Annotated in this window: 18 protein-coding genes; 10 read left to right on the top strand and 8 right to left on the bottom strand. The window is 54.4% G+C overall.

Annotated elements, in window-relative coordinates:
* A partial coding sequence (locus tag MVD07_RS02800; RefSeq protein ID WP_297498353.1) for an ArsR family transcriptional regulator occupies nucleotides 1–376 on the bottom strand: 376 nt, incomplete at its 3' end.
* A gap of 73 nt (nucleotides 377–449) precedes the next feature.
* On the opposite strand from MVD07_RS02800, the gene MVD07_RS02795 reads away from it, so the two are divergent.
* From MVD07_RS02795 to MVD07_RS02780, 4 genes are all read left to right on the top strand, one after another.
* A complete protein-coding gene (locus MVD07_RS02795; protein ID WP_297498350.1) occupies nucleotides 450–1,811 on the top strand; it encodes a TldD/PmbA family protein in 1,362 nt (453 codons plus the stop codon).
* 105 nt (nucleotides 1,812–1,916) lie between these two features.
* Nucleotides 1,917–2,414: a ferritin family protein gene (locus MVD07_RS02790; protein WP_297498348.1), complete on the top strand. Its 498-nt coding sequence runs from the start codon at nucleotides 1,917–1,919 to the stop codon at nucleotides 2,412–2,414.
* Between the two features lie 31 nt (nucleotides 2,415–2,445).
* Nucleotides 2,446–3,723: a TldD/PmbA family protein gene (locus MVD07_RS02785; protein ID WP_297498345.1), complete on the top strand. Its 1,278-nt coding sequence runs from the start codon at nucleotides 2,446–2,448 to the stop codon at nucleotides 3,721–3,723.
* Between the two features lie 82 nt (nucleotides 3,724–3,805).
* Entirely contained in the window at nucleotides 3,806–5,908 is a 2,103-nt protein-coding gene (locus MVD07_RS02780) for an alpha-amylase family glycosyl hydrolase (RefSeq protein WP_297498342.1), read from the top strand.
* Here MVD07_RS02780 and MVD07_RS02775 read toward each other — a convergent pair.
* From MVD07_RS02775 to MVD07_RS02755, 5 genes are read right to left on the bottom strand one after another with little or no spacing between them, the layout of a single operon-like run.
* Nucleotides 5,892–6,638: a hypothetical protein gene (locus tag MVD07_RS02775; RefSeq protein WP_297498339.1), complete on the bottom strand. Its 747-nt coding sequence runs from the start codon at nucleotides 6,636–6,638 to the stop codon at nucleotides 5,892–5,894. The two genes, MVD07_RS02780 and MVD07_RS02775, sit on opposite strands and share 17 nt — an antisense overlap.
* Entirely contained in the window at nucleotides 6,635–7,771 is a 1,137-nt protein-coding gene (locus MVD07_RS02770) for a DUF58 domain-containing protein (RefSeq protein WP_297498337.1), read from the bottom strand. The genes MVD07_RS02775 and MVD07_RS02770 overlap by 4 nt, the downstream gene beginning before the upstream one ends.
* Complete coding sequence (locus MVD07_RS02765) at nucleotides 7,772–8,659, bottom strand: hypothetical protein (RefSeq protein ID WP_297498334.1); 888 nt, start codon at nucleotides 8,657–8,659, stop codon at nucleotides 7,772–7,774. It abuts the gene before it with no gap.
* Entirely contained in the window at nucleotides 8,656–11,739 is a 3,084-nt protein-coding gene (locus tag MVD07_RS02760) for a transglutaminase domain-containing protein (RefSeq protein WP_297498331.1), read from the bottom strand. The genes MVD07_RS02765 and MVD07_RS02760 overlap by 4 nt, the downstream gene beginning before the upstream one ends.
* A gap of 56 nt (nucleotides 11,740–11,795) precedes the next feature.
* On the bottom strand, nucleotides 11,796–12,374 hold the full coding sequence (locus MVD07_RS02755) for a PH domain-containing protein (RefSeq protein WP_297498365.1): 579 nt from the start codon (nucleotides 12,372–12,374) through the stop codon (nucleotides 11,796–11,798).
* A gap of 94 nt (nucleotides 12,375–12,468) precedes the next feature.
* On the opposite strand from MVD07_RS02755, the gene MVD07_RS02750 reads away from it, so the two are divergent.
* The gene (locus tag MVD07_RS02750; protein WP_297498328.1) at nucleotides 12,469–13,245 is read left to right on the top strand and encodes a BtpA/SgcQ family protein; all 777 of its coding nucleotides are present in this window, start codon (nucleotides 12,469–12,471) and stop codon (nucleotides 13,243–13,245) included.
* Nucleotides 13,246–13,395: 150 nt separating this feature from the next.
* Here the strand turns inward: MVD07_RS02750 and MVD07_RS02745 are convergent, their stop codons facing one another.
* Together MVD07_RS02745 and MVD07_RS02740 are read right to left on the bottom strand one after the other, a co-directional pair.
* A complete protein-coding gene (locus tag MVD07_RS02745; protein WP_297498325.1) occupies nucleotides 13,396–14,469 on the bottom strand; it encodes a hypothetical protein in 1,074 nt (357 codons plus the stop codon).
* Nucleotides 14,470–14,714: 245 nt separating this feature from the next.
* Nucleotides 14,715–15,242 (bottom strand): DUF262 domain-containing protein, encoded by a 528-nt coding sequence (locus MVD07_RS02740; RefSeq protein WP_297498323.1) that lies wholly within the window; start codon nucleotides 15,240–15,242, stop codon nucleotides 14,715–14,717.
* Between the two features lie 443 nt (nucleotides 15,243–15,685).
* On the opposite strand from MVD07_RS02740, the gene MVD07_RS02735 reads away from it, so the two are divergent.
* From MVD07_RS02735 to MVD07_RS02715, 5 genes are read left to right on the top strand one after another with little or no spacing between them, the layout of a single operon-like run.
* Nucleotides 15,686–17,632 carry a hypothetical protein gene (locus MVD07_RS02735; RefSeq protein WP_297498320.1) on the top strand — a complete coding sequence of 649 codons (1,947 nt, stop codon included), beginning with the start codon at nucleotides 15,686–15,688 and terminating at the stop codon, nucleotides 17,630–17,632.
* Nucleotides 17,625–18,857: a calcium-binding protein gene (locus tag MVD07_RS02730; RefSeq protein WP_297498317.1), complete on the top strand. Its 1,233-nt coding sequence runs from the start codon at nucleotides 17,625–17,627 to the stop codon at nucleotides 18,855–18,857. Before MVD07_RS02735 ends, MVD07_RS02730 begins: the two co-directional genes overlap by 8 nt.
* A gap of 2 nt (nucleotides 18,858–18,859) precedes the next feature.
* Nucleotides 18,860–18,985, top strand: a complete 126-nt coding sequence (locus MVD07_RS02725; protein WP_297498314.1) for a hypothetical protein — start codon at nucleotides 18,860–18,862, stop codon at nucleotides 18,983–18,985.
* A 12-nt stretch (nucleotides 18,986–18,997) separates the two neighbouring features.
* Nucleotides 18,998–20,725 carry a CGP-CTERM sorting domain-containing protein gene (locus MVD07_RS02720; protein ID WP_297498311.1) on the top strand — a complete coding sequence of 576 codons (1,728 nt, stop codon included), beginning with the start codon at nucleotides 18,998–19,000 and terminating at the stop codon, nucleotides 20,723–20,725.
* A 25-nt stretch (nucleotides 20,726–20,750) separates the two neighbouring features.
* Nucleotides 20,751–21,134: a hypothetical protein gene (locus MVD07_RS02715; RefSeq protein WP_297498308.1), complete on the top strand. Its 384-nt coding sequence runs from the start codon at nucleotides 20,751–20,753 to the stop codon at nucleotides 21,132–21,134.
* Nucleotides 21,135–21,155: the final 21 nt, after the last annotated feature.

Below are 21,155 nucleotides of genomic sequence, written 5' to 3'. Positions count from 1 at the left end.
TTCCATTTCTAACTCCCTCAACGACGCCCAGCTTTTCGAGCTCCCTCATGTGGTAGCTCACCGTCGGCTGGCTCACGCCCAAGGCCTCAGCGATTTCGCCCTGACTCCTTGGTCTCTCAAGGAGCAGGAGGAGTATTCTCCTCCGGGTTCCGGTGGCTATCGCCACTATGAGCCTCTGAGCATCTTCCTCCAGTCCAGCAGGGAATATGTAGCGCCTCTTTCCCACCTTTTTTGAGAACACCTTTCCCTCGCCCTCGAGCTTTCGGAGGTGGTACTGGAGGTCGCCTATGCCGAGCCCAAGCTTCCTCGCTAGCTCTCTGAAAGTTACCCCGGGCCTCCCCCTGATGAAGTTCAGTATCTCGTCCCTCCGCTCCATCTTCCGACCCTTAAAGTCTGTGGTTCAACCATCTATGGCAAGCCATATAAGACCTTCCCTTTTATGCACTGCGGTGAGGGTAGTGGAGCTATTCAGGTTTGCCGAGAGGCTCGCCGAGAGGTATGGGATAGATTACTACGAAATCAGGCTCATGAAGGTATCCTCAACGAGGCTCTCGATGGAAAACGGCCAGCTGGACGAGCTCTCCCAGAACGGCGAGACGGGAATTGGGGTGAGAGCCTTCAATGGGGCCTGGGGGTTTTCGAGTGCCAACGACATGAAACGGGCTGAGAAGGCCGTTGAGACGGCTTTCAAGATAGCTAGGCTCTCCCGGGGAGAGGCCAGGATATACCTCGGTGACCCTGTTGAGGAGGAGGCCGAGATAAAGACAAGGAAGCCCTTCACTGATGTGGACATCTCCGACAAGCTCTCCCTCCTGAGGGAGATTGACGGCCTCCTGAAGGGGACTCCGAGCAGATCAGTCAGCTATGCGGATTCCCTGGTTGAAACGCTCTACGTTAACTCTCTTGGTAGCGAGATAAGGACGAGGGTTCCCAGGATAGGTCTCCGCTTCTCCGTTACCGTCAGGGGAAACGGCGACATGCAGACCTACTGGAAGACCTTCGGCGGGACGCTCGGATGGGAACTGGTAGAGGGGATTGACCTGCCCCACTGGGCTTCCCTCGTGGAGGAGAAGGCCCTCCAGCTCCTAAAGGCGAGAAGTCCCCCATCAGGCGAGTTCGAGGTCATAATGGATCCCGAGCTAACGGGGGTTTTCATCCACGAGGCCCTGGGGCACGCCGTAGAGGCTGACCTCGTGAAGAACGGGGACAGCATCTTAGCCGGAAGGCTCGGGGAGAGGGTGGCTGTTGAAGAGCTTACAGTTGTTGACGACCCCACCTTGCCGGGTAAGTTTGGTTCTTACATCTACGACGACGAGGGGGTCAAGGCAGCGCGCGTTGAGGTAATAAAAGGTGGCATCCTGAGGACTTACCTCAACGACCGTGAAACCTCGGTCTACTTCGGTCTTGAACCAAACGGCCACGCCAGAGCTCAGAGCTACGCCCATCAACCCCTCGTGAGGATGGGGAACACCTACGTCGAGAAGGGTAGCTGGGGCTTTGAGGAGATGCTGGAGGAGGTGAGGGATGGCCTCTACATGGTCGGCGACAAGGGCGGTCAGGTGGACACAGCCGGCGGAACCTTCACCTTTGGTGCAAAGGAGGGATACCTTATAAGGAACGGGGAGATAGGGGAGATGGTCAGGGACGTTGCCCTCTCCGGCAAGACCCTCGAAGTGCTGGGGAGGATAAGGGCCATCGGGAGGGATGTTAGGATTGAGTTCCCCGGCTACTGCGGCAAGGGACAGAGCGTCCCGGTTGACGATGGTGGGCCGCACGTGCTTACTAGGGCACTCGTCGGGGGAACCCGCTGAGCGTCTGCATGAGAAACCGGTATATAGCTGACCTCCCCGGCCTGAAGGGTGAGGCTTCCAAAAGGAAAAAAAGGTCAAAGTTCTACTTTTTAATTGGTGAGGTAGATGGCCATAGAGGTTGATATTATTCATGACGTGGAAGTCCTCCTCCGGAACCTCAACGGCCACGAACTCCTTAGCTATGCAATATGCAACGAGGAGTGTGGAGCGGAGACCTATGAATGGCTTGCCGGGAAAACCCAGGGAGCTGTTTCCGAGGAACTAAGAAGGCTTGCCAAGGAAAAGAGGAAGCATGTGGTTCAGATAAGACAGCTCTTTGAGGAACTCTATCCGGGTCTGGAGCCCCTAGACTTCAACGCACCCCCTCTCGATGCCCTCCCGCTGTGCTGTGAGCTGATGAAGGCGAAGAATGCCGAAGATGCCTTGGCTATGGTTCTCCTCTCGGAGTCCATAGCGAGGGACGTCTATAAGAAGCTCCAGAGGATGAGCAAGGACGAAAAGGTGGCAGGGCTCTTCGCCCGCCTGGCGGAGATAAAGGAGGACTCCTACAGGAGGCTTTTCAAGCTATACGAATCCCTCGCGCAAGAGTCGAATACCTTTTAAGCACTCCGCCCGAGTCAACGCGGGTGTTGGGATGATAGACGAGCTCACCTCACTGCTGAGCAGAAAAGACATTGAGTGGGAGCTCTACTGGGGGAAAGGAAGGAGTGGTTCCTTCGGGATAGAGCGAGAGAACCTGGAGCGCTCCCAGAGGAAGTTCTACTCTGGGATTGGGCTGAGGATCGGCTATAAGGGGAAGCTCGGCTTTTCATACATCACCGGCCTGAGTCACGACAGGCAAACCCTTGAGAGGTTCGTTGAGAGGACAATAAAGCTAGCCAGGGTCAGCGAGGTTCCCTTCAGGGGTTTTCCGGTTCCGTCTAAGGTTCTCAAGGTTGGGGGGCTCTACGACAGGAGGATAGACGAGATACCCTTTGAAGAAGCCCACGCCATGGCTCTTGAAGTTGCCTCCCTCATGCGCTCTGTGAAAGCCGGTGGCGAGACCCTTTCGGGTTCCCTCTCCTTTGCCGTCTCCAGCGAGGGTGTCGTCAACTCCAACGGCGTCGAGCTTGAGACGAGAACGACCGGGATGGGGGTTTACATCTACGCGGTTAGAGGGACTGGAACCGGTTCATTCCAGCAGACGTACAGATCCCTTCAGCCAATGGAAGAACTCGAAAAGGGCATAGCCGAGGCCAGAACTAATGCCGAGCTGGGCAGAAAGGCAAAGAGGTTGGATCCATTCAGAAGGGAGCTGGTTTTAGAGCCTGAAGCCTTCGAGTCCATCCTCTGGCTCTTCCTGGAGAACGTCTTCGGGGACACGGTTTACTACCGGAGGAGTCGCTTTTCCGAGAGGGGACTGGAAGTTGGGAGCGAGGGTTTAGGCCTTGAGGACGATTCTACCATCGACGGCCTCCCCGGGAGCTATCCCTTCGATGGCGAAGGCAGCCCAGGCCAGAGAACCACCATAGTTGAGGACGGGATTTTGAGGTCTTTCCTCCTCGATTACACCTTCGCATCGTTTCTGGGAATGGAAAGCACGGGCAACGCCCTCAGGAGCTTCCGCTCTGTTCCGAGGATAGGGACGAGTAACATCGTCGTTGGCACGGGAGACCTTAATCTGGAGGACTTCGAGGGGGTGGTTGTTAAGGACACCCTTGGCGCGCACACTGCCAACCCGGTGAGCGGGGACTTTTCGCTCACGGTGTCCCTTGGCTACGTCGTCAGGAAGGGTGAGCTAAGGCCCTTCAGGGACAACATGCTCTCAGGCAACATCTTCGAACTCCTCAAAACTCTTAAGCCCGGAAAGAAGGCCGAGAGGAGGGGCTCTTTCATCTCCCCGAGGGTTCTGGTGGAGGCGAGTCTAGTCTGACCTCCTTCCTGCCTGAAGGGCGAGGCTTTCGGGAAAAGTAACTTTTTTAAGGCCCATCCTTTATCACCTTGGGTGATACTGAATGCACCATCTAGGGTTCATCCTGATCCTTCTGCTTATCGCTCCGCTGGCAAGTGCCCACGCCGTTCCCGAGAGGGGCGTTGTTTATCAGGTGATGGTCGACCGCTTCTACGACGGAAACCATAGCAACGACGGGTCCTTCTACGACCCTTCCCACAAAAACTACCGCCTCTACTGGGGCGGCGACCTAGAGGGCCTCACCGAAAAGCTCGACTATATCAAAAGCCTCGGGGTGAGCATGATATGGGTCTCGCCCATCAACGACAACATAAACAGGATGGCCTTCGGAAGCGCGCCGTACCACGGCTACTGGACGAGGGACTACAAGAGGATAGAGGAGCACTTTGGCACTTGGAGGGCCTTCAGGAGGCTCGTTGAGGAAGCGAGAAAGCGGGGGATCTGCATAATCGTTGACTATGTGCCCAACCACTCAAATCCGGCCACCGACGGCGAGTTTGGCTCCCTCTACGACAACGGGACGAAGGTGACGGATTACTATGCCGACGCCAAGAAGGCGAAGCTCAACCCCTACACGGGCAGCTTGGAGGCGATTTACCACCACAACGGAGACATAACAGAGTGGAGTGGCTTTCAGCTCAAGTACGCGAACCTCTACGGTTTAGCAGACTTCAACCAGCTCAACCCCTGGGTGGACGAGTACCTCACAGAGGGGGCGATGCTCTTCCTTGAAAACGGTGCCTGCGGCTTCAGGGTTGATGCCGTCAAGCACATGAACCTCGGCTGGCTTGAGAGCTTTTACCTCCGGCTCTACTCAGAGAGACCTCTCTTCATCTTCGGCGAGTACTACTCCCTCTCCACCGAGAGAACGGCCGACCTCTACGACTTCTACAGGTATTCCAACGTCTCATCCCTCCTCAACATCCCGATAAGGAATGATATCGTGAGAACCTTCGCGACCTTCGGTGGCCTCGATGCTTTGGCGAGGGAGCTTGAGGCTTACTACTCCAACTTCGTCTACCCCAACAAGGGGCTCAACTTCCTCGACAGCCACGACCTTGTGCGCTTTCTCAACATTGCCGGCAGGAAGGACAAGCTGGAGCGCTTCCACATGGCCCTGGCTTTGACGATGATGCTCCCGGGAATCCCCGTCATCTATTACGGCGACGAAAGCTACCTAGTGAGCAAAGAGGGAAAGGGCGATCCCTACAATAGGCCGATGATGGTCTTCAACAACTTCACGGAGGCATCGAGGATAATCAGGACGCTGGCGGAACTTAGGAAGACCAACGACGCTTTGGCCTTCGGCGACTTCAAAACGCTCTACGCGAACTACTCGGTCTGGGCCTTTGAGAGGGCCTTCGGGAGCCACAGGCTCCTCGTTGTGATGAACAAGGGCTCTTCCACAAACCTCACGCTGGCCCTCGACTGGCCGGACGGGACTTACAGGGATGCCCTCTACGGGGCCATCTTAACCGTCAGGGGTGGAAAGTCTGCCCTCTATCTCCCGAGGAACAGCTTCTACGTCTTCCATGTCGAGCGCCCTCAAAGGGTTCCCCTCATCGGTTCCCTCACGCCCTACACTGCCCAGCCAGGTCAGGAGATTTTAATAGCCGGTGCGGGGTTTGGAAAGGATGGTAAGGTTCTCATCGGGAGGAGGAGAGCTGAAGTTATTTCCTGGAACTCCACTGAGGTTCTCGTCCGCGTTCCAAGGCTCGAGACCTTGGAGGGATGGGTTGATGTCGTCGTTGAGACCGGCGGAAAGAGAAGCGAACCGGCGAGGCTCCGCTACTACTCCGGAAGCGACGTCCCGGTGCTCCTAGTGGTAAACGCCACAAACCTGAGCGGTCAGCTCTGGCTCAGGGACAACCTTCCGGAGCTAGCCGAGCCGAGGTCTCTCCTCATGTCCTCCACCGGCTACTACTTCACGGTCGCTCCGCTCCCAAACGGGACTGCACTTTCTGCCAGCCTCTACGAGGGGGAGCGCTGGGGAGCTCTAACGCCCCTCAATGTGACCCTCTACGGAAAGGTCGGCGGAGGAGCCCTTCTCCTCTCGGAAAAGCCCCCTTCGGAGGGGAGGAACTATCTTCCTGTAGTGGCGCTTCTGCTCCTCCTTGGCTTTCTCATTTTCAGGCGTAGAGGATGAAGCGCTCCTCCCCGTTCTTCCCCTCCGCCATTTTTCTAAGCCTCTTCTCCCCGCAGTAGACTGCTCTCGGCCTTTTCTCGATTAGAACCTCCACCCGGAACTTCCCGTCGTCAAGCTTTGTCAGCGGATTGGGCCAGAGCTCGGTTTTTTCTCCTTCCAGTTCAATCCTGACGGGACTTGAGTCGCACTTGACGACGACCCGGGTTTTTCCGCCCTTTTCACCGCTGGTGCGGAGGACGAGGGGAAGCGAGAGGAGAATGATGGGCAGGAGGAGGGGGCTTGTCCTCAGGTTCTCGCTGTAGACGAGGACAACCATGACGGAGGAGACTGCTATGCCCACAGCGAGAAGCGGAATCGTGTGGAGGACAGCCTCATCGGGTAGATTGAACCTTCTAGCCTTCTCCAGAAACTCTGTTGCAAGGGCTGTCGAGACAACGGTCAGCCCGTAGAGCGGGCTCGTGAGGTAGGGGTTCCTGAATATTGAACCTATGAGGGTGTAGCTCTCAGGGGAGAGGGCTGGGATGAGGGACGAAAAGAGCATTGCGAAGGGCGCCGTGTAGGCAATTGTCGCGAGGAAAACAGCTGTCCCCACGGAACGGGCGAGGGCGACGCCAAGGAGGGCCATGAAAAGGCCTGCCGAGAGCAGGGGGGAGACGCTCCAATAGGCCAGTCCCACTAGGAGGGCTGAGACAACTGCGAGACCGAGCTCCACAAGCTCTAGGCTCTTCATGAGACCTCACCAGCGACGGTCGCTATGGCCTTTGAGGGTCTAACGCGCCCCCAGTTTATCGTTCTCGCGATGCCGGAAAGCATGATGGCCAGCCCAAGGGACTCAAGCCTCTCAAGTGGACTCTCTGGGAGCACGTTAACGACAACACCTTTCATGCCTGCTATCTCCCCCACAGCTTTGAAGTTCCCCTCCGAGAGGCTCGTAACGACGATCGGTCTGGCGGAGTACCTGAGGAGAGCCGAGCTGACCCTGGCAGATTCATTCACGACCTTTACCGGGGCGTTCCAGGAGTTCAGGGCTTCGTCCAGTATTGCCCTCACTGCCCTCTCGCCCGTCATCGGAGGCACGAGCCTTCCGAGGCCAAGAAGGTAGAGGCCGAGAGTGTAGTCCTTCGAGGCCAGGTAGCTCACGAGCGCTGATGTTACCTCGAAGGCCTCGGCGTTCCTCTCAAGAGCCTTCACGTCGAGCACTATGATAACGGTCCTCCCGCCTTCTCTCTCGAACTCGTTGACGAGTGTCCTGCCGAACCTTGCGGTCGCCTTCCAGTTGATGACCTTGAGCGGGTCTCCGGGTCTGTACTCCCTCACTTCCCTGAACTCTATAGTTGGAGCACCCCTTATTGAGTATGGCCTGAGGCGCTCCCTGGTTCTGAGCCTGGGCCTCCTAGGAACCTTCCCGGAGGTGGCGATCAGCTCGGCGCTCTCGCTGGCAATCAGCCAGTTGAAGCGGGTCAGGGAGGGGTTAGCGGTCAGCACCTCGACACCGGGAACCTCGTGCCTCCCCGGGGAGCTAACCCTCAGCCGTCTCCTGATCTTGAACTCCCCCTCTCCGGGCCCCTTGAAGAGGGCGAAGGTTTTTTCCTTTGCATCAAGGCCTGGCGGTAGGGACGGCCTGAGGAGAACAATCCCGAGCCCTTCCTTCACTTTCACCCTGATTTCCTCGATCACCTCCCCTCCGGCGGTCGTTTCAGCGGGCTTGAAGGTTCTCTCGACTTCAACTTCCCCGGGAGGTTTTACAAGGAACCCTATCGCCAGAACTGTCAGGGGCAGAACCGCTAACGCGGTGGTGAATGGGGAGAGCAGTACAACGCCGAGGAAGACCAGCCAGAGGGTGTAGCCGATGAGGGTCTTCATTCACAGGCCCTCCAGTTTCTTCATTATGCTTTCGACTATCTCCTTCCTCCTATCGAACTCCCTCCTGAGGAGGAGCTTCCTGAGCCAGTAGGGGGTTAGCGGGCCCGGCTTTCTGGCCTCGTAATCGGCGAGGGGCCCTATGAGCTCCAAAAGCTCTTTCCTGCTCGACGTCACCTTGGAACCGTAGAAGGCCACGTAGGAGAGTAGCTTTCCCCTCTTCCCCTCCACAAGGAACTCCTCAACCGCTTTCTCAGCTTCTCCGGTCGGTCTTTTGCTCTCCCTGAGGAGCTCCCTCATGTAGTCCTCCGGTGAGTGGACTGAGTTGAGCGCTATTCCCGCCGAGAAGAGAACCGCTATGAGGAGGGCGAGCCACTCGACGATGCTCCAGTGCCCGTATCTGAGGAGGTAAGGGCGGGCGATTATGTAGAGGCCGAGGGCACCTCCAACTACCGGGAAGGCCAGGACGCTTCCCCTCAGCTCCTCCCAGCGGAGGGAGAGGGCATAAGCTACGAGCAGGAATGCTCCGGCCAGGAGGGGGATGGGAGCCACTTGAACCGGAAAGATGAAGGCCGTCCCGAAGATTTCCAGGGACTCCCCGAGGCCCGCCTTCAGGAAGGACTCCTCAGAGGAACCCTCCTCCCTGAGCAGTTCCCCGATGGCTATTACCGCGCCCCCAACTCCCCAAGACCTCCCGGTTGTGAGGAAAGCAAAGGCGGTTCCAAGCCACCGTATCCTTAATTTGGTTTTGCCCACGAAGAAACCTGAAATCAAAAACGATGAGATGAAGATGGTTACCGGGACGATACTCCAGGCCGGTGCGAGTCCCGAGTAGACAAGCCCTGCCCAGGCCAGGGCAACGCCGGCGTATTCAAGCACTTCCCACCTCATTGGTTCACCACCCTTTCAACGGCCCTGTAAAACCTCAGGAAGGCCTCCCTGCTGGGCTCCCTGCCCCCGTAGAGGGCCACTTCAACAGCCTCCCTTATGTCCCTTAACGCCCCCGCCTGCGGGATTACCTTCGAAAGGGTCGCCTCTATCTCCCTCGGTGTTAGGCTCCCAACGTTTATCAGCTTTGAGGCCCACCGCAGGAAGTCGTCGTAGAGCTCCTCCACCGCCACTCTGTATTCGGGGTATACGTCAACCGCAACCCCAAAGCGCCTCCTGCTGCACTTTGCCTCAAGCCTGTGCCTCCCGCTTTCCAGGCTGAGCTTAAACTTTCTCCCCCTCCCTACGGGCTTCCCGTCCACGAAGAGCTCGCCATCGCAGAGGAGTTCGACCTCGAAGGGTTCACCCTCCCTCACAATCGGAACCCCCCCTGCCACGAGCATCCCGCCGGCATCTTCTTCCACAGTTTTTTTCCTCTTCCTCATGAGGAAGAGCGGGGGGAGTATGGCCAGGAGCAGGAGAAGGTACGGCAGTGGGCTTCTGCCCTTGACAACCTCTATTGTCGCCCTGACTTCAGCGGGCATGTAGAAAGTCGAGCCCCTGAAGGTAACTTCAATGGTTACTTTTCCGGGCTTGGTGAAGTTGAGGAACAGCTCGGCCTGCCCCTTTCCATTGGTGTACATCGTGCCGTTGAATCCAGGAACCGTTATGTGGAGGGGTATGTTTGGAACTGGGTCTCCGAGGCCGTCCCTTGCCACTATTACGATTCTGTTGCTTTCTCCCGCCTTCACCTCCTTTGTCTCAACGGTCAGGTTGAGAGGTGAAACTACAACGACCTGAAGGGTGCCTATTATCGTCCAGGTGCCCCATAGGTAGACGGCGTACTCCCCGGCTCGCCTGAAGGGCCCGATGTTCACCGAGAAGGAGCCGTTGGCGACCTCTATTTTTCTTGACTCATTGCCGAAGGTCAGCCTTATCGTCCCGCTCCTCATTCCCTCAACGGTGGCTAAGACGGGAATCGGCTTTCCTATGGTGCCCCTAACGACCGCCGGGGCATGAACGAGAACGCCGTAGACCTGGACATTGGCGTACGTGCCGTTGTAGAGCGCGTTCCCGGTGTATACAAGCCCGAGGAGGTGCTCTCCGAGGCTCACGTTGAGGTTCAGGGTGAACTCCCCTTCCTCGTTGGTCACGCCTTTACCACTCATGTTGCCCCAGAAGTAGTCAAAGGTCGCGTTCCCTATGGGCTTCCCGGCCGGCTCCTGCAGTCTGCCGGTCAGGGACAGTTCCCCGGGTCTTGTAATGACTACCCTGCTCACGTTGAAGTAACTTCTCTGGATGACGGTCATGGGTATGAAGGTTATCCCCGGGAAGAGGGGCCAGTAGCGACCGGTCATCTCCTCCGGGAAGAAGTAGAGGTTTAGGTGCTTTAAACCGGGCGTTTCCTCCAGGGGAAACTCGGCCTTCAGCTTGAATTTTCCGTTTCTAGCTTTTCCCGTCCCTATGACTGGGTATCTGTCGTCGCCGGAGAAGAATACGACAGTTCCATTGGGCCGTCCGTCGCTTCCAATGCCCCTCACGTTCCCGGTGACGTTGAAGGGCTCTCCAACGGTAGCTGAGAGGGGTGCACTGGCGTTCACCGCGGTAACATCAGACACGTAAACGGGGAGGTAGACGGTCTCCTTTTTCCCCCCAGATTTCAGCCTTATCCACTGGAGGTTCAGGCCGAGTCTGGCTCCCTCAGGGGGTGTTATGGCGAACCACAGCCGTCTCTTTCCGGCACTCGAAATCACGTTCAGCGTTTTTATCCAGTTGCTGGTTTCCACGGACAGGTTGCTCTCCCCCCAGAGAACGAGTGAATAGCGGGAGCCAGCCCCGGCAATGGCCCTCAATATTCCTGGTGGCTCGACGTCGCTCGAGGCGTTGAGCCAGGCCAGCGAATAGACCGCCCTTCCCTCCCCGTTTGTCAGGACTATTGGGTAAAGTCCTCTCCCCGGCTTCTCCCTGACTGTTACCCTAACGGAGAAGTTTGAAACCTCCATCGAGACGTTGAGGGGGCTTATAACCCTCAGGTCACTGAGGTTCGCTTTCCCCTTCACGTCGAGGAGCAGGAACTTAGCTTCGGTTCCATTTATGGTTTTCCTCACGGGAACGGCCGAGAGCGGGACGTACTGCCCGGGATAGGGGTGGGGGACGAGCGGGTCAACGGTCAGCCAGCCGATACCGTTGAAGTAGACCTCGACCCAGTAGTAGAACCTGCTCGCGTTGATGACCTGTTTCTCCGGGTTTGGGAGTATCTTGTAACCTTTGACGAGTCTTGCTGGAATCCCCACCGCGCGCGCCAGGAAGACGAGGGCGGAGGCGAAGTCATAGGAAGTGCCGTAGCTTGAGTTTTCAAGGAAGTAGGCAATCCTGTCAACCCCCTGTGGGAAGGTGACGTTCTTCGAGTACCTCTTTGAGTAGAGGAGGTAGTCCACGAGGTTCATCAGTTCGAAGTACTTTCCAAGGCCGGTGTTGTTGAAGGTCAGGGCAATCGGGAGAACGGCATCCCTGAGTCCGGGTGGTATGGCGAGGTATCCCTCAAGCTTCCCGGGGGTCAGGTTGAAGAGCACCGGGAGGTCATAGGAGTAGCTCACGGCGGTGAAGTTGTACTCGGCGATCTCCCCAACTGTTCTGAACGTGCCTCCGTTCCTGTCCCAGAGGGTTCTAACGCTCACGTTGACCGTATTGAGCGGCAGGGGGAGTGTGCCGTTTATCACGAAGCCGGCCTTAACCTCAACCCTATCGAACTCGGTGTGGTGGGGAAGCGAGGGCTCACTCAGGATGGGCCTCTTTGAGTAGTTGGCAGTGACCGGTATCCAGTGCCCATCGGAGTAGTTCCCGAAGACCTCGACCCTTAGGTAGGAGACGTGCGTTGCATTGTAGACCGTGAGCGTGAGGTTCTTTGTGAGTATGGGTAGCTCCGGACCTTTTCCGACCTTCACAGGACCCCTCTGGGGTGCCAGGCCAGGCTGACCGAGGGAGGAGGTAAGGATAAGAAACGCAAGGATAAGCACGGCAAGTGAAACTAGACCGGCCCTCATGTTTATCTGTCACACCTTTGAGAGGAGCCCTCTTAAGGTTTTCCACTCCCCGTAGTTCAAATCTCATCCAGGAGCTTCTTCCTCTTCTCCTCGTACTCCTCCTGACTTATGACACCCATGTCATAGAGCTCCTTCAGCTTCTTGAGCTTCTCAAGCGGGTCTTCCTCCTCCCTTACAGACTGGGCATGATAGGCCGGCATCGTCCTCGTTATGAACTCCTTGGGCTTGTTGAGAACCCATGTCTCGCTCGTCAGCCCCTTGTTGACTCCTATCGAGACGGGTTCAACCGCTATCGCGTTCAAAGCATCTTTAATCGCGTTTATGGCTTTTCTGGCTTCTTCCTTGTTCATCCAGCCGAGCTTCAGCGTTATGTTCTCCTCGCCCTCTATGATGAACTCCGAGGACATTATACCAAGCTTCACCGTAACCTGCTCCAGCTTCTGGTAGGGTATTGCCTTGAGGTCGTACCTTCCAAAAACCTTCTCGTCGAGGTATATTATCCTCCTGCCCGTTATGAGGAGCCACTTGGGCTTTTCCATGCTTATCTTCTTCTTTATCGAGAAGAGAACCTTCTCGTTTGGCTCTAGGTGCCTCAAAACTGACTTCGGCAGCTCGGGGTCTTCTTCCTTTCCCACGTTCATCACCCTTTAGATTTTGGTTAATGTGGTATATCAGGCTTTCCTCCGCAAACCTCATTAACTTTCGGGGAAAATTAGACTGGGTGTTGTCATGGACTTTGAGAGAAAGCCCCTCATAGGGATGGTTCACCTGAACCCCCTCCCCGGTTCATACCGCTACGACGGCGACCTTGACGGAGTCATTGAGTCCGCGATCAGGGATGCGAAAACGATTGAAGAAGCGGGCTTCGACGCGATAATGATTGAGAACTTCGGAGACGTTCCTTTTCCAAAGTACGTTGATAAGACAGCCGTAGCAGTCTTTACAGCCGTTGCAAAGGAAATCCGGGACGAAGTTTCCCTTCCGCTGGGAATAAACGTCCTCAGGAACGATGGCATAGCAGCTTACTCCATTGCCTACGCGGTCAAAGCCGACTTCATAAGGGTGAACGTTCTGAGCGGTGTAGCTTACACGGATCAGGGCGTCATAGAGGGCATCGCCCACGAGCTTGCAAGGCTGAGAAAGCTCCTTCCCTCAAAAATTCAGGTCTTCGCCGACGTCCACGTCAAACACGCCGTCCACTTCTTGGATTTTGAGGATTCTCTGAGGGACACCGTTGAGAGGGGCCTGACCGATGCTGTCGTAGTAAGCGGAAGGGCAACCGGGGAGCCGGTCGACATCGATAGGCTCTCACTGGCTAAGAAAATCTCACCCGTTCCCGTTCTGGTTGGCTCCGGGACGAGCTACGAGAACCTTCCAAAGCTGTGGAAGCATGCGGACGGCTTTATAGTGGGGACGTGGATAAAGAGGGATGGGAAGGTGGAAAACGAAGTTTCTCTGGGGAGGGCGAGGAAACTGATTGAGTTAGCGAAAAATCTCCGGTTCTGAAGCTACCGTTTTTATTACTATTGAATTGACCGCTTCTATTCTATCTCTTAGGCATCATCAGCTGAAGCATTGCCGATATCTCCCCGCCCTGAAGGGTGAGGCTTTCGGGAGGAAAATGTAATTAATAAAGGAAAAAGTTTCTTTAGGGCTTTAATGTGTTGACGTACTTTCCTTCTCGCCTATAAGCTCTTGCACTTTGGTTAGAATAAGCATTCTTCTTCTTTCTAAGAACTTATCATAACTGTTCTCCCTCATGGATTCAATGCACTTGGGATTAATGAAGTGGGGCTTAAGCACCTCTTCCAAATCACCGGGAATCCAGTCAATATACTCTTTTGGTGATGTTGCTGAGATTTTTCTGTTGGTCTCATCAGTGATAAGGGTTCTGTTGAGTATGGTGTTGATTTTAGATTTATCTTTAATCCTCATCTTCTTCTCTAGGAAGTTTTTGGGAAATATGTGATGGTCCTCTAGGTTGTGGAATTCTATAGCATCAACTTGGAGAAAGTCTCTTGCATGGTTCAATGCAATTAAGCTCATAATGCCCCTGTAAACTGCACTACCACTCCTTGACACTGCATACAGATTCAGAGAAGGTACCCTTGTTCTGGCTTCATTAACCATTGATGGTGTGAATTCAGGCTTCTTAAAAGCTTCAATTAGCTCCAATGTGTCACTCAAGGACTTTGACTCAACGGCACTGCTGTACCTCTCAGTAAATACTGAACTCCAGTACCACTGTTTTATTAGTGTGTAGGCCCTGCTCTTTTCTATTGGAGATAAATCCTTGGTGCCCTCTATGTAGTAGAGAAGTGCTGCCAAAACTGGGAGCATGGGTTTGTAAGGGACCCACCTTGGCAGGAATGCCCCAAACCCATCTCGGTTGGTACTCATAACTCTCCCAATGGCCCTGTCAAAGTATTCTGCTATAGTCCACCAATCTTCTTCAAAATCCACCGGGGAGAGATTAATCAGGGATCTGTTCTTGACATCGGTAATCTCCCTTTCTTCCTTGTCTTTATTCTTGTCTCTGAGCACCCGCATAAGCCCCAGTGCCCTGAGTACCAGCACTTTAAATAGATCTGGCTTCTCCTCAGAAAGTTTCTTGATACTGTCAAACCTATCAATGGTATCCTGCCACGTCTGGTGGAGGTCAATACCGTTTTTATAGAGCCTGGCAGTTAGCAAGTCAAAGACAGACAACCTGACCCCGGTACTGTTCATCTTCTCAAAAATTGTGCAGACTTCACCAAGCTTTTCCCTGTCATTTAGTTCAATTTCTGGCAGATATAGGACCGGAACCTTGAACCCTAGGAGATTGTTAGTGTACCTCTCCCAGAAGTCTGCCTTTGCCTTAAGTTGTCTCTTGTACTCTTGGGTGAGTTCTCTGCCCTGTTTATAGCTAACTTCTTCACCAATGTTCTCCTCTATATATTATGACATTCTATAAACTCCTCTATCCAGTCTTTCTACTTTTCTTTGTTAGAGAGCTCTGTGAATGGAACTATTTTGTGCTCAAATTGATATTCTTTGTCCAGGTACTTTCTAGCATCATCTTCATTCATACTGAACACAGCTTCTTTAACATTACCCTTTTCTAACTCTTCAAGCTTCAAAAAGAAGAGATATCTCCTGCTGGTGTACTTTGGTGTAACAACTTCCTTTGGGGGTGCATAAAACACATAGTGCAGTGATGTTATCCTCTGCTGACCATCAAGAATCATGGTCTCGGGATTCCCTATGGGCTTTCCATCCCTGTTTCTTGGAAGGGTAACTCCTTGAATTGGTCTCCAAGTAAAGGGTGGGTTAGTGGGGTCTGTCCTGAGGAAGAGAAAGGTACCAACAAAGTATCCATTAAGTAGAGACACAAGCAAATCCTCAATATCCTGCCTAGACCACACAAAGTCTCTTTGGAACTGAGGAAGGACTAATTTTCCATCTTCAGCCTGTTTCAATATCCCAAGCAAATTCTCCATCTTTGGGTCGAGTTTGTTCACTTTCATCACCTATTCATTTCCTAACAAAGAGTTTGCTTTTATTGCCCCCACTTCGGCTTTTCATTTTCTGTTTTTACTTCTTTTATTGCTTTGGGTTTCTTCTAAATATCTTCTTGGAAACTTTTCGTCATTAACATTATATTGAGATGTTTGGGATTATGAAACAGGTAACTTGAAGAATCTTCGGAGATATAACATCTACATTTTATGTTGTTTTTAGTCGAATTTTCTTTTCCGAAAGTCTTATTACCCAGAAATGCGTAATTTGCTAAAAGAAACGCGAAACCTGTCCCGCTTTTCTTTTCCGCGAGATGGTTTTGCAAGATGGTGGTGACATGAGCATACCTCCTCTGAGAGCTGATTTTTCAGCGACCCCTGGCAATTGGATTATTTCATTTTTTGGGTGTTTAGACACCGATAGGAGAATAAAGGAGGCGTAATACATGGGTTTTTGGGGTGAACAGTTTCTGGCGCTACTGATCCTTACCGTCCTTGTGGGGGTACCCTTTTCAGTAGCCTCATCCAGCCTTGAGTCCTACTTCCCAGCTGTAGACGAGCTCTCGGCCCTCGGGCTTCAAGGGGCGAAGATGCACGATCATCAGAGTTTCGGAAGCTATGAGACCCGATACTATTTGGCCCATTACGGGTCAGGAGACTGGATGGAAATAACCCTTTATATCAAAAAGGGATCATCAGCCGTTCTCAGCGGGGGTGCGAACACTCAGGGTTCAAAGTGCACTCATTCCGAAAGGACCATCGAGTGCACGTACAGCGGTCCCAACGATGTGGCCTGGCTCGACGAGAAGTTGTGGAGCTACAAGTACTTTAGCTCCTACTACGCCCAGACTGTCATCGGAGGCAAGAGCGACGGCGGAGATCCTCCGACCTTCTGGGGTAACGTTGATGAGGTGGTCCAGATAGAGGTGAAAATAAGGGCCCTCTACAACGTTTCCAACCCGGCACCCATCGTTGGCAGGGCCCTTATGAACCTCATGGTCTCCAAGGTCAGCTCCAACGCCACATCAACTTCGTCTACAACGACGAGCACTACCACAACCACCGGAAATGCTAAGCTCACGATAGCCGCCCCAGTTGAGGGGCAGAGGTTCACATCCTCCAGCGGCTTCGGCCTTTTCGTCATTGGAGTGAAGGCAAAGGTTTCGGAGAGCAACGCAAAGGATCTCTACGCGGTAATAACCTCCCCGGACGGTAGCAGGAGTAGGGCGAGGGTGTACAGCGACGGCACAATAGACGACCTCGTGATAGTCGAGAACACGGGCCTGAGCACGCCCAAGAAGGGAACCGTCAAGGTCGAGGTTTACGGCACCATAGACTCCAAGGAGATGCTCCTCGCGAGCGGGAGCGTCGGCATAACCCTCGCCAACGACGAGGAAAAGCCCGGGGACATGATAGACAACGATGGGGATGGACTGGTTGACTGCGACGACCCGGACATAGCGACCTGCGACGAGTGTGTTTACGAGAAGAAGCTCGAATGGGCTGAATCCATAATGAAGCGCCACATCAACTACCTTGAGAAGGTCAAGAGCCTCCACCCCGGCTACACCTCACTCTACAACGTCTACGAGGACGACCTCAGGGAGATACATGACAGAAACATCAAGGACCCGGACAAGATGGTAGAGGAGATGAACGCCTACATGGATAAGAAGGTCTACGGTCAGCAGAGGATAAAGACGCTCCTCTCGATATTCGCGAACGACCCTGAGAAGCGCTACCAGCTGAGGCAGATAGCCGAAAAGTACCGCTACGACCCGGTGGCGAGGGACGTAGAGATGGAGAACTTCATCTACAAGTACGCGAAGAACGAGGCGGAAAAGGCGGCGATAACGAACCTCATCCTGACCGGAATCCTTCAGCCTCCGAAGTGGCTCGTGGGCGGACAGTACAACTCAGGAGGAGTCCTCGACTGGTCGAAGTTTGTCGCCGATAACTTCGAGAAGGTCGGCAACACAGTCAAGCTCAAGGGAGCTGATAAGGTCAAGTTCTTCACAACCCCTGCCGGGGTCTACATGGTCGCCCTGGACGCGAAGGCCCTCCTCGACCACGCCAACGACCTGAAGAACATGAACCTCCCGAACAACGCCAAGGTCTCAATAATAGTCCTCGACGGAGCCACAAAGATAGGAAAGCTCCTCGACCCGACGGGCTACTTCGGCAACATGGCGGATGCAACGGTCGGGGCCGTCATTAACCTAAGGAAGAAGATAGAGGAGCGCAACCAGGGGTGGATCCTCTGGAACGGCTACGTGCTCCACGAGACTTCCATACCGGGCATCTACGAGGACTACGAGACTGGCAAGAAGTTCAAACGCGTCGGCGGCGGCTGGTTCAGGATGAACTTCGTGGAGGTGGGGAGCAATGGGTAAACTCACCGCCATTATACTGATCCTTTTGATCCTCGCGGGCCTCTACATCTACCGCGCCAATCCTCACATAATAGACAACGTGATCCACATAAAGGACAACTTGGCAGGAAACGGACCCTCTGGAGGTGGCGCATCCCCTACGAGCACAGCCACAACGGGAACATCAACTCAGCCAACGCTGAAACAGGGATGGAACGACATTGATGGAGACGGGATTTCAGACGTTTACGTTGGAAAGGGTCTCTCGGCAGTGAACGTCAACGGGAGCTACGTCATAACTCGTGACAGGAACGGCGACGGAGTGGTTGATGCCATATACCTCGACACCACCGGCGATGGGAACCTTGATACAGCGTACCTCGACAATGACTACAACGGCAAGACAGACACTTGGGTAACCGAGCTGAACGGGGTCAAAAGTTACTCCTGGGACATGAGCGGGGACGGGATTCCCGATGTTTACGACACCAACGGCGACGGGAAGGCCGACGCATGGGATCTCAACGGTGACGGAACCATAGACGAGAGGGATGTTGACTACGATGGGAACCCCGATCTGCACGACTACAACTTCGACGGGGTCTTCGACGAGTTCCAGGCCAACGTGACCATCGCCCCGCCCGAAAACGGAAGCACTTCCGGAGTGGCCGGCTTCGTCTGCCCAGACAACAAGGAAGACGCCTACAGGCTCTATGTGCAGGCCTACAACAACGTGACACAGCTCATGGCGAAGAACCAGTCAAGCAATGAAACTGTAAAGGCCTACAAGATCTACCTTCAGGCCAGGGAGTGCTACGAGTCGTTTTCAACCTCAACGACCTCATCCTCGGGTTCGGTAACCGGGAAGCTCGGCCCGGTGCACCGGGTAACCCTCAACACCGACGGGTCCATGGCAGTAAAGTTTTCGACCGGTGAGGTGAAGGCCAGCTGGAGCAACGGCTGGGAGGACGTTGACCTCTTCGCTGAACCCTGGTGCGTTGATTATCCGGCAGTCCTCGGCCACTACGTTGACATCGGGGAGATGGGCATAGGGGACGTTACCGTTGGAGATATTCCTTCATCCGGCTATCCAAGCGACGAGGTTGGTGGTGAGATAAAGGCCGGCCACGTTTACGTCAACAGGAACTCGGACGGAACCTACACGGTCTTCACTCTCGTAGACCATGAGAAGACCGGTGACTGCTCCCACAGGATAACGATAGCGTACAGGAACGTGGAGGGGTGAAGGTGGAAAGCTACCTCACGGGATTTCATGTTGTTGGTTCACTCTTGGGACTTTTCCTCCTTTTAGCTGTCCTGGGACTTTTCCTCTGGGCTGGATGGAAGGTCATGAAGTGGATAACAGGAGGGTGATAGGTGGAAAAAATGAGAAAACTTAAGGTTTTGGTTGCGCTTTTCATTGTCTCGGGCTTATTCCTGCCCTTCGTTAGCTCATCTAATGCATGGGAGGTCATCTACGACGTCCGGAATGACAAGATAATGCTCGACAGCTCTTACAACCCGGCCTCCTTCGTTCCCGGGGTCTCTGGGGATTACTATCTCCTCGGAAGCCACGGAGACGGGTTGGCTGTCCTGATGCACCTCTCGCCGATGGGTGAAGTGCTTTGGATGAAGAACTTCAGCCTCAGCCAGAAGCTCCCCCTAAACCTCCCCTATGGGCAGGGCCAGGTCATACAGGACATTGCCGTGGGAAAGGACGGGATTTACGTCGTCCTGATGACGGCCAATGTCCTTAACGTCTCGGCCCCTAGCGACTGGGAGCAGGGAGATCCTCTCTTCACGCTGGTCAAGTTCGACTTCTCAGGAAATCCAGTCTGGGCAAGGGCCTTCAAGAACTCAAAAGGTGGCTATAAGGGGATCAGGACTCAGCCCACTGGGGATGGGGCCATCGTGATGGCCCCGATTTACGCTCACATGCACCGCAAGAACCCGGACGACCCCTCCGACAGCGATCGCATAGCCTCCAACCTCGACGTTGGAGCGATAAAGTTCGATGGCTCCGGGAACCTTGAGTGGGTTCACATCTACGGCAGGGAGGGCATCTCGGAGTACGTCTGGGCTGTCGGCTTTGATGGGAACGAGGTCGTCATAGCGTACTCAACCCCACGCTGGGGCCTCGATCTTGGGCTCATAGGCATAGACCCCGAGACTGGAAACCTGAGATGGGTTAGGGAATACAAGCAGGCCGTCGAGGGCAGCGAGCTGTGGAAGATGGGCAGGTTCTTCAGCCTCTCCGGTTCTAGGCCGATGTTATACAGCGTCCCGGGCGGATGGCTCTACACCAACGGCCTTCCCGGGAAGTACGATGACGGTGCCTCAATCTGGATGAAGCTTGACAAGAAGGGGAATGTCCTCTGGAGTGGTTTCTGGAACACTACCCTCCCGGCTGGGCAGTCTCCGCAGGGCTTTGCTCTCACCAACGACGGAAACTACGTCTTCTTCCACCCGCTCGTTAAGACCTCTCCTTCAGGAGACATCATCAAGGTCTACTACGACATCGTCCCCTCGGATCACTACATAGCCCGCTCTGGAGAAGGCTTCGTCCTCTTCATCACCCACGGTCCGGATAGATTCGTGAAGCTCGGCTTGAACATGGAGTTCGCCGGCTACGACGTCCACTACGTGGCGAAAGGTGGTGAACCTGGCAGGTGGGTTTTGAACATCATGGAGCTTGGCGGGGACGACGTGAAGTTCGTGAAGGTGCCCTTCTATGCGGAGGGCCACTTTGAAGAGTCCTTTGAGTTTGACGACCTCCCGACATGGGAGTGGTATAAGGTCGCTCCGGTGAAGGTATGGGCCCACGACCATCCGAACGAGTACTTCCACATTAAGGAAGCCTGTAACCAGACGGGCGGTTCAGCCACTCAGAGCCCCGGTTCTTCGCCAATACCAACGAGCTCAACCTCTACGGTCAGCTCAACGCCGTCGAGCACGGTTACTTCAACTACACCTTCGAGCACCGGGAGTTTTGAGGAGAACATCGGCAAAAACCCCTCCAGCATCGGCAGTCATTCGATAAGCTTTACCTGCGGGCCGGGGATTATCGTTGCACTTGCCCTGCTGCCGCTCTTTCTATGGAGGCGGAGGGGTTGAGATCAAAAAGAAGGGAGGTGAGAAAATGGGACTCATCAAAAAGCTGATCGTCGGCTTCTTCCTGCTCCTGTTCATAGGAGTTGCGGGCATCTTCGGGATGCAGTACTACTACCTGCACGCCTACAGCAGGGTGCCCATCGAGGTCAAAACGGAAACGGTAAGCGGGAACGTCTTCTACCTCTCGCACGTCCTTGAGCCCGGGAAGTACTACATCAAGGCGAGCAGTGAGGGAACCGTTGAGAAAATAACGATACTCGACGAGAACGGCAACGTTCTAACGGAATCAAAAATGGACAGCATGATCTATGGCTCAAGCAGGCCATTCCAAGTCAGGATTGACTATAAGGCCCCGCTCAACGTTGATTCCTACAATGTCAGCGTCGGCATCTACAGGCTTGAGAAGAAGTGATTTCGTTTTCACATAAAAAAG

The organism is Thermococcus sp. (genome assembly GCF_027008145.1).
Lineage (GTDB): Archaea > Methanobacteriota_B > Thermococci > Thermococcales > Thermococcaceae > Thermococcus.
Note: the sequence above shows the minus strand (reverse complement) of the source record. Positions and strands in the feature narration are given on the sequence as shown.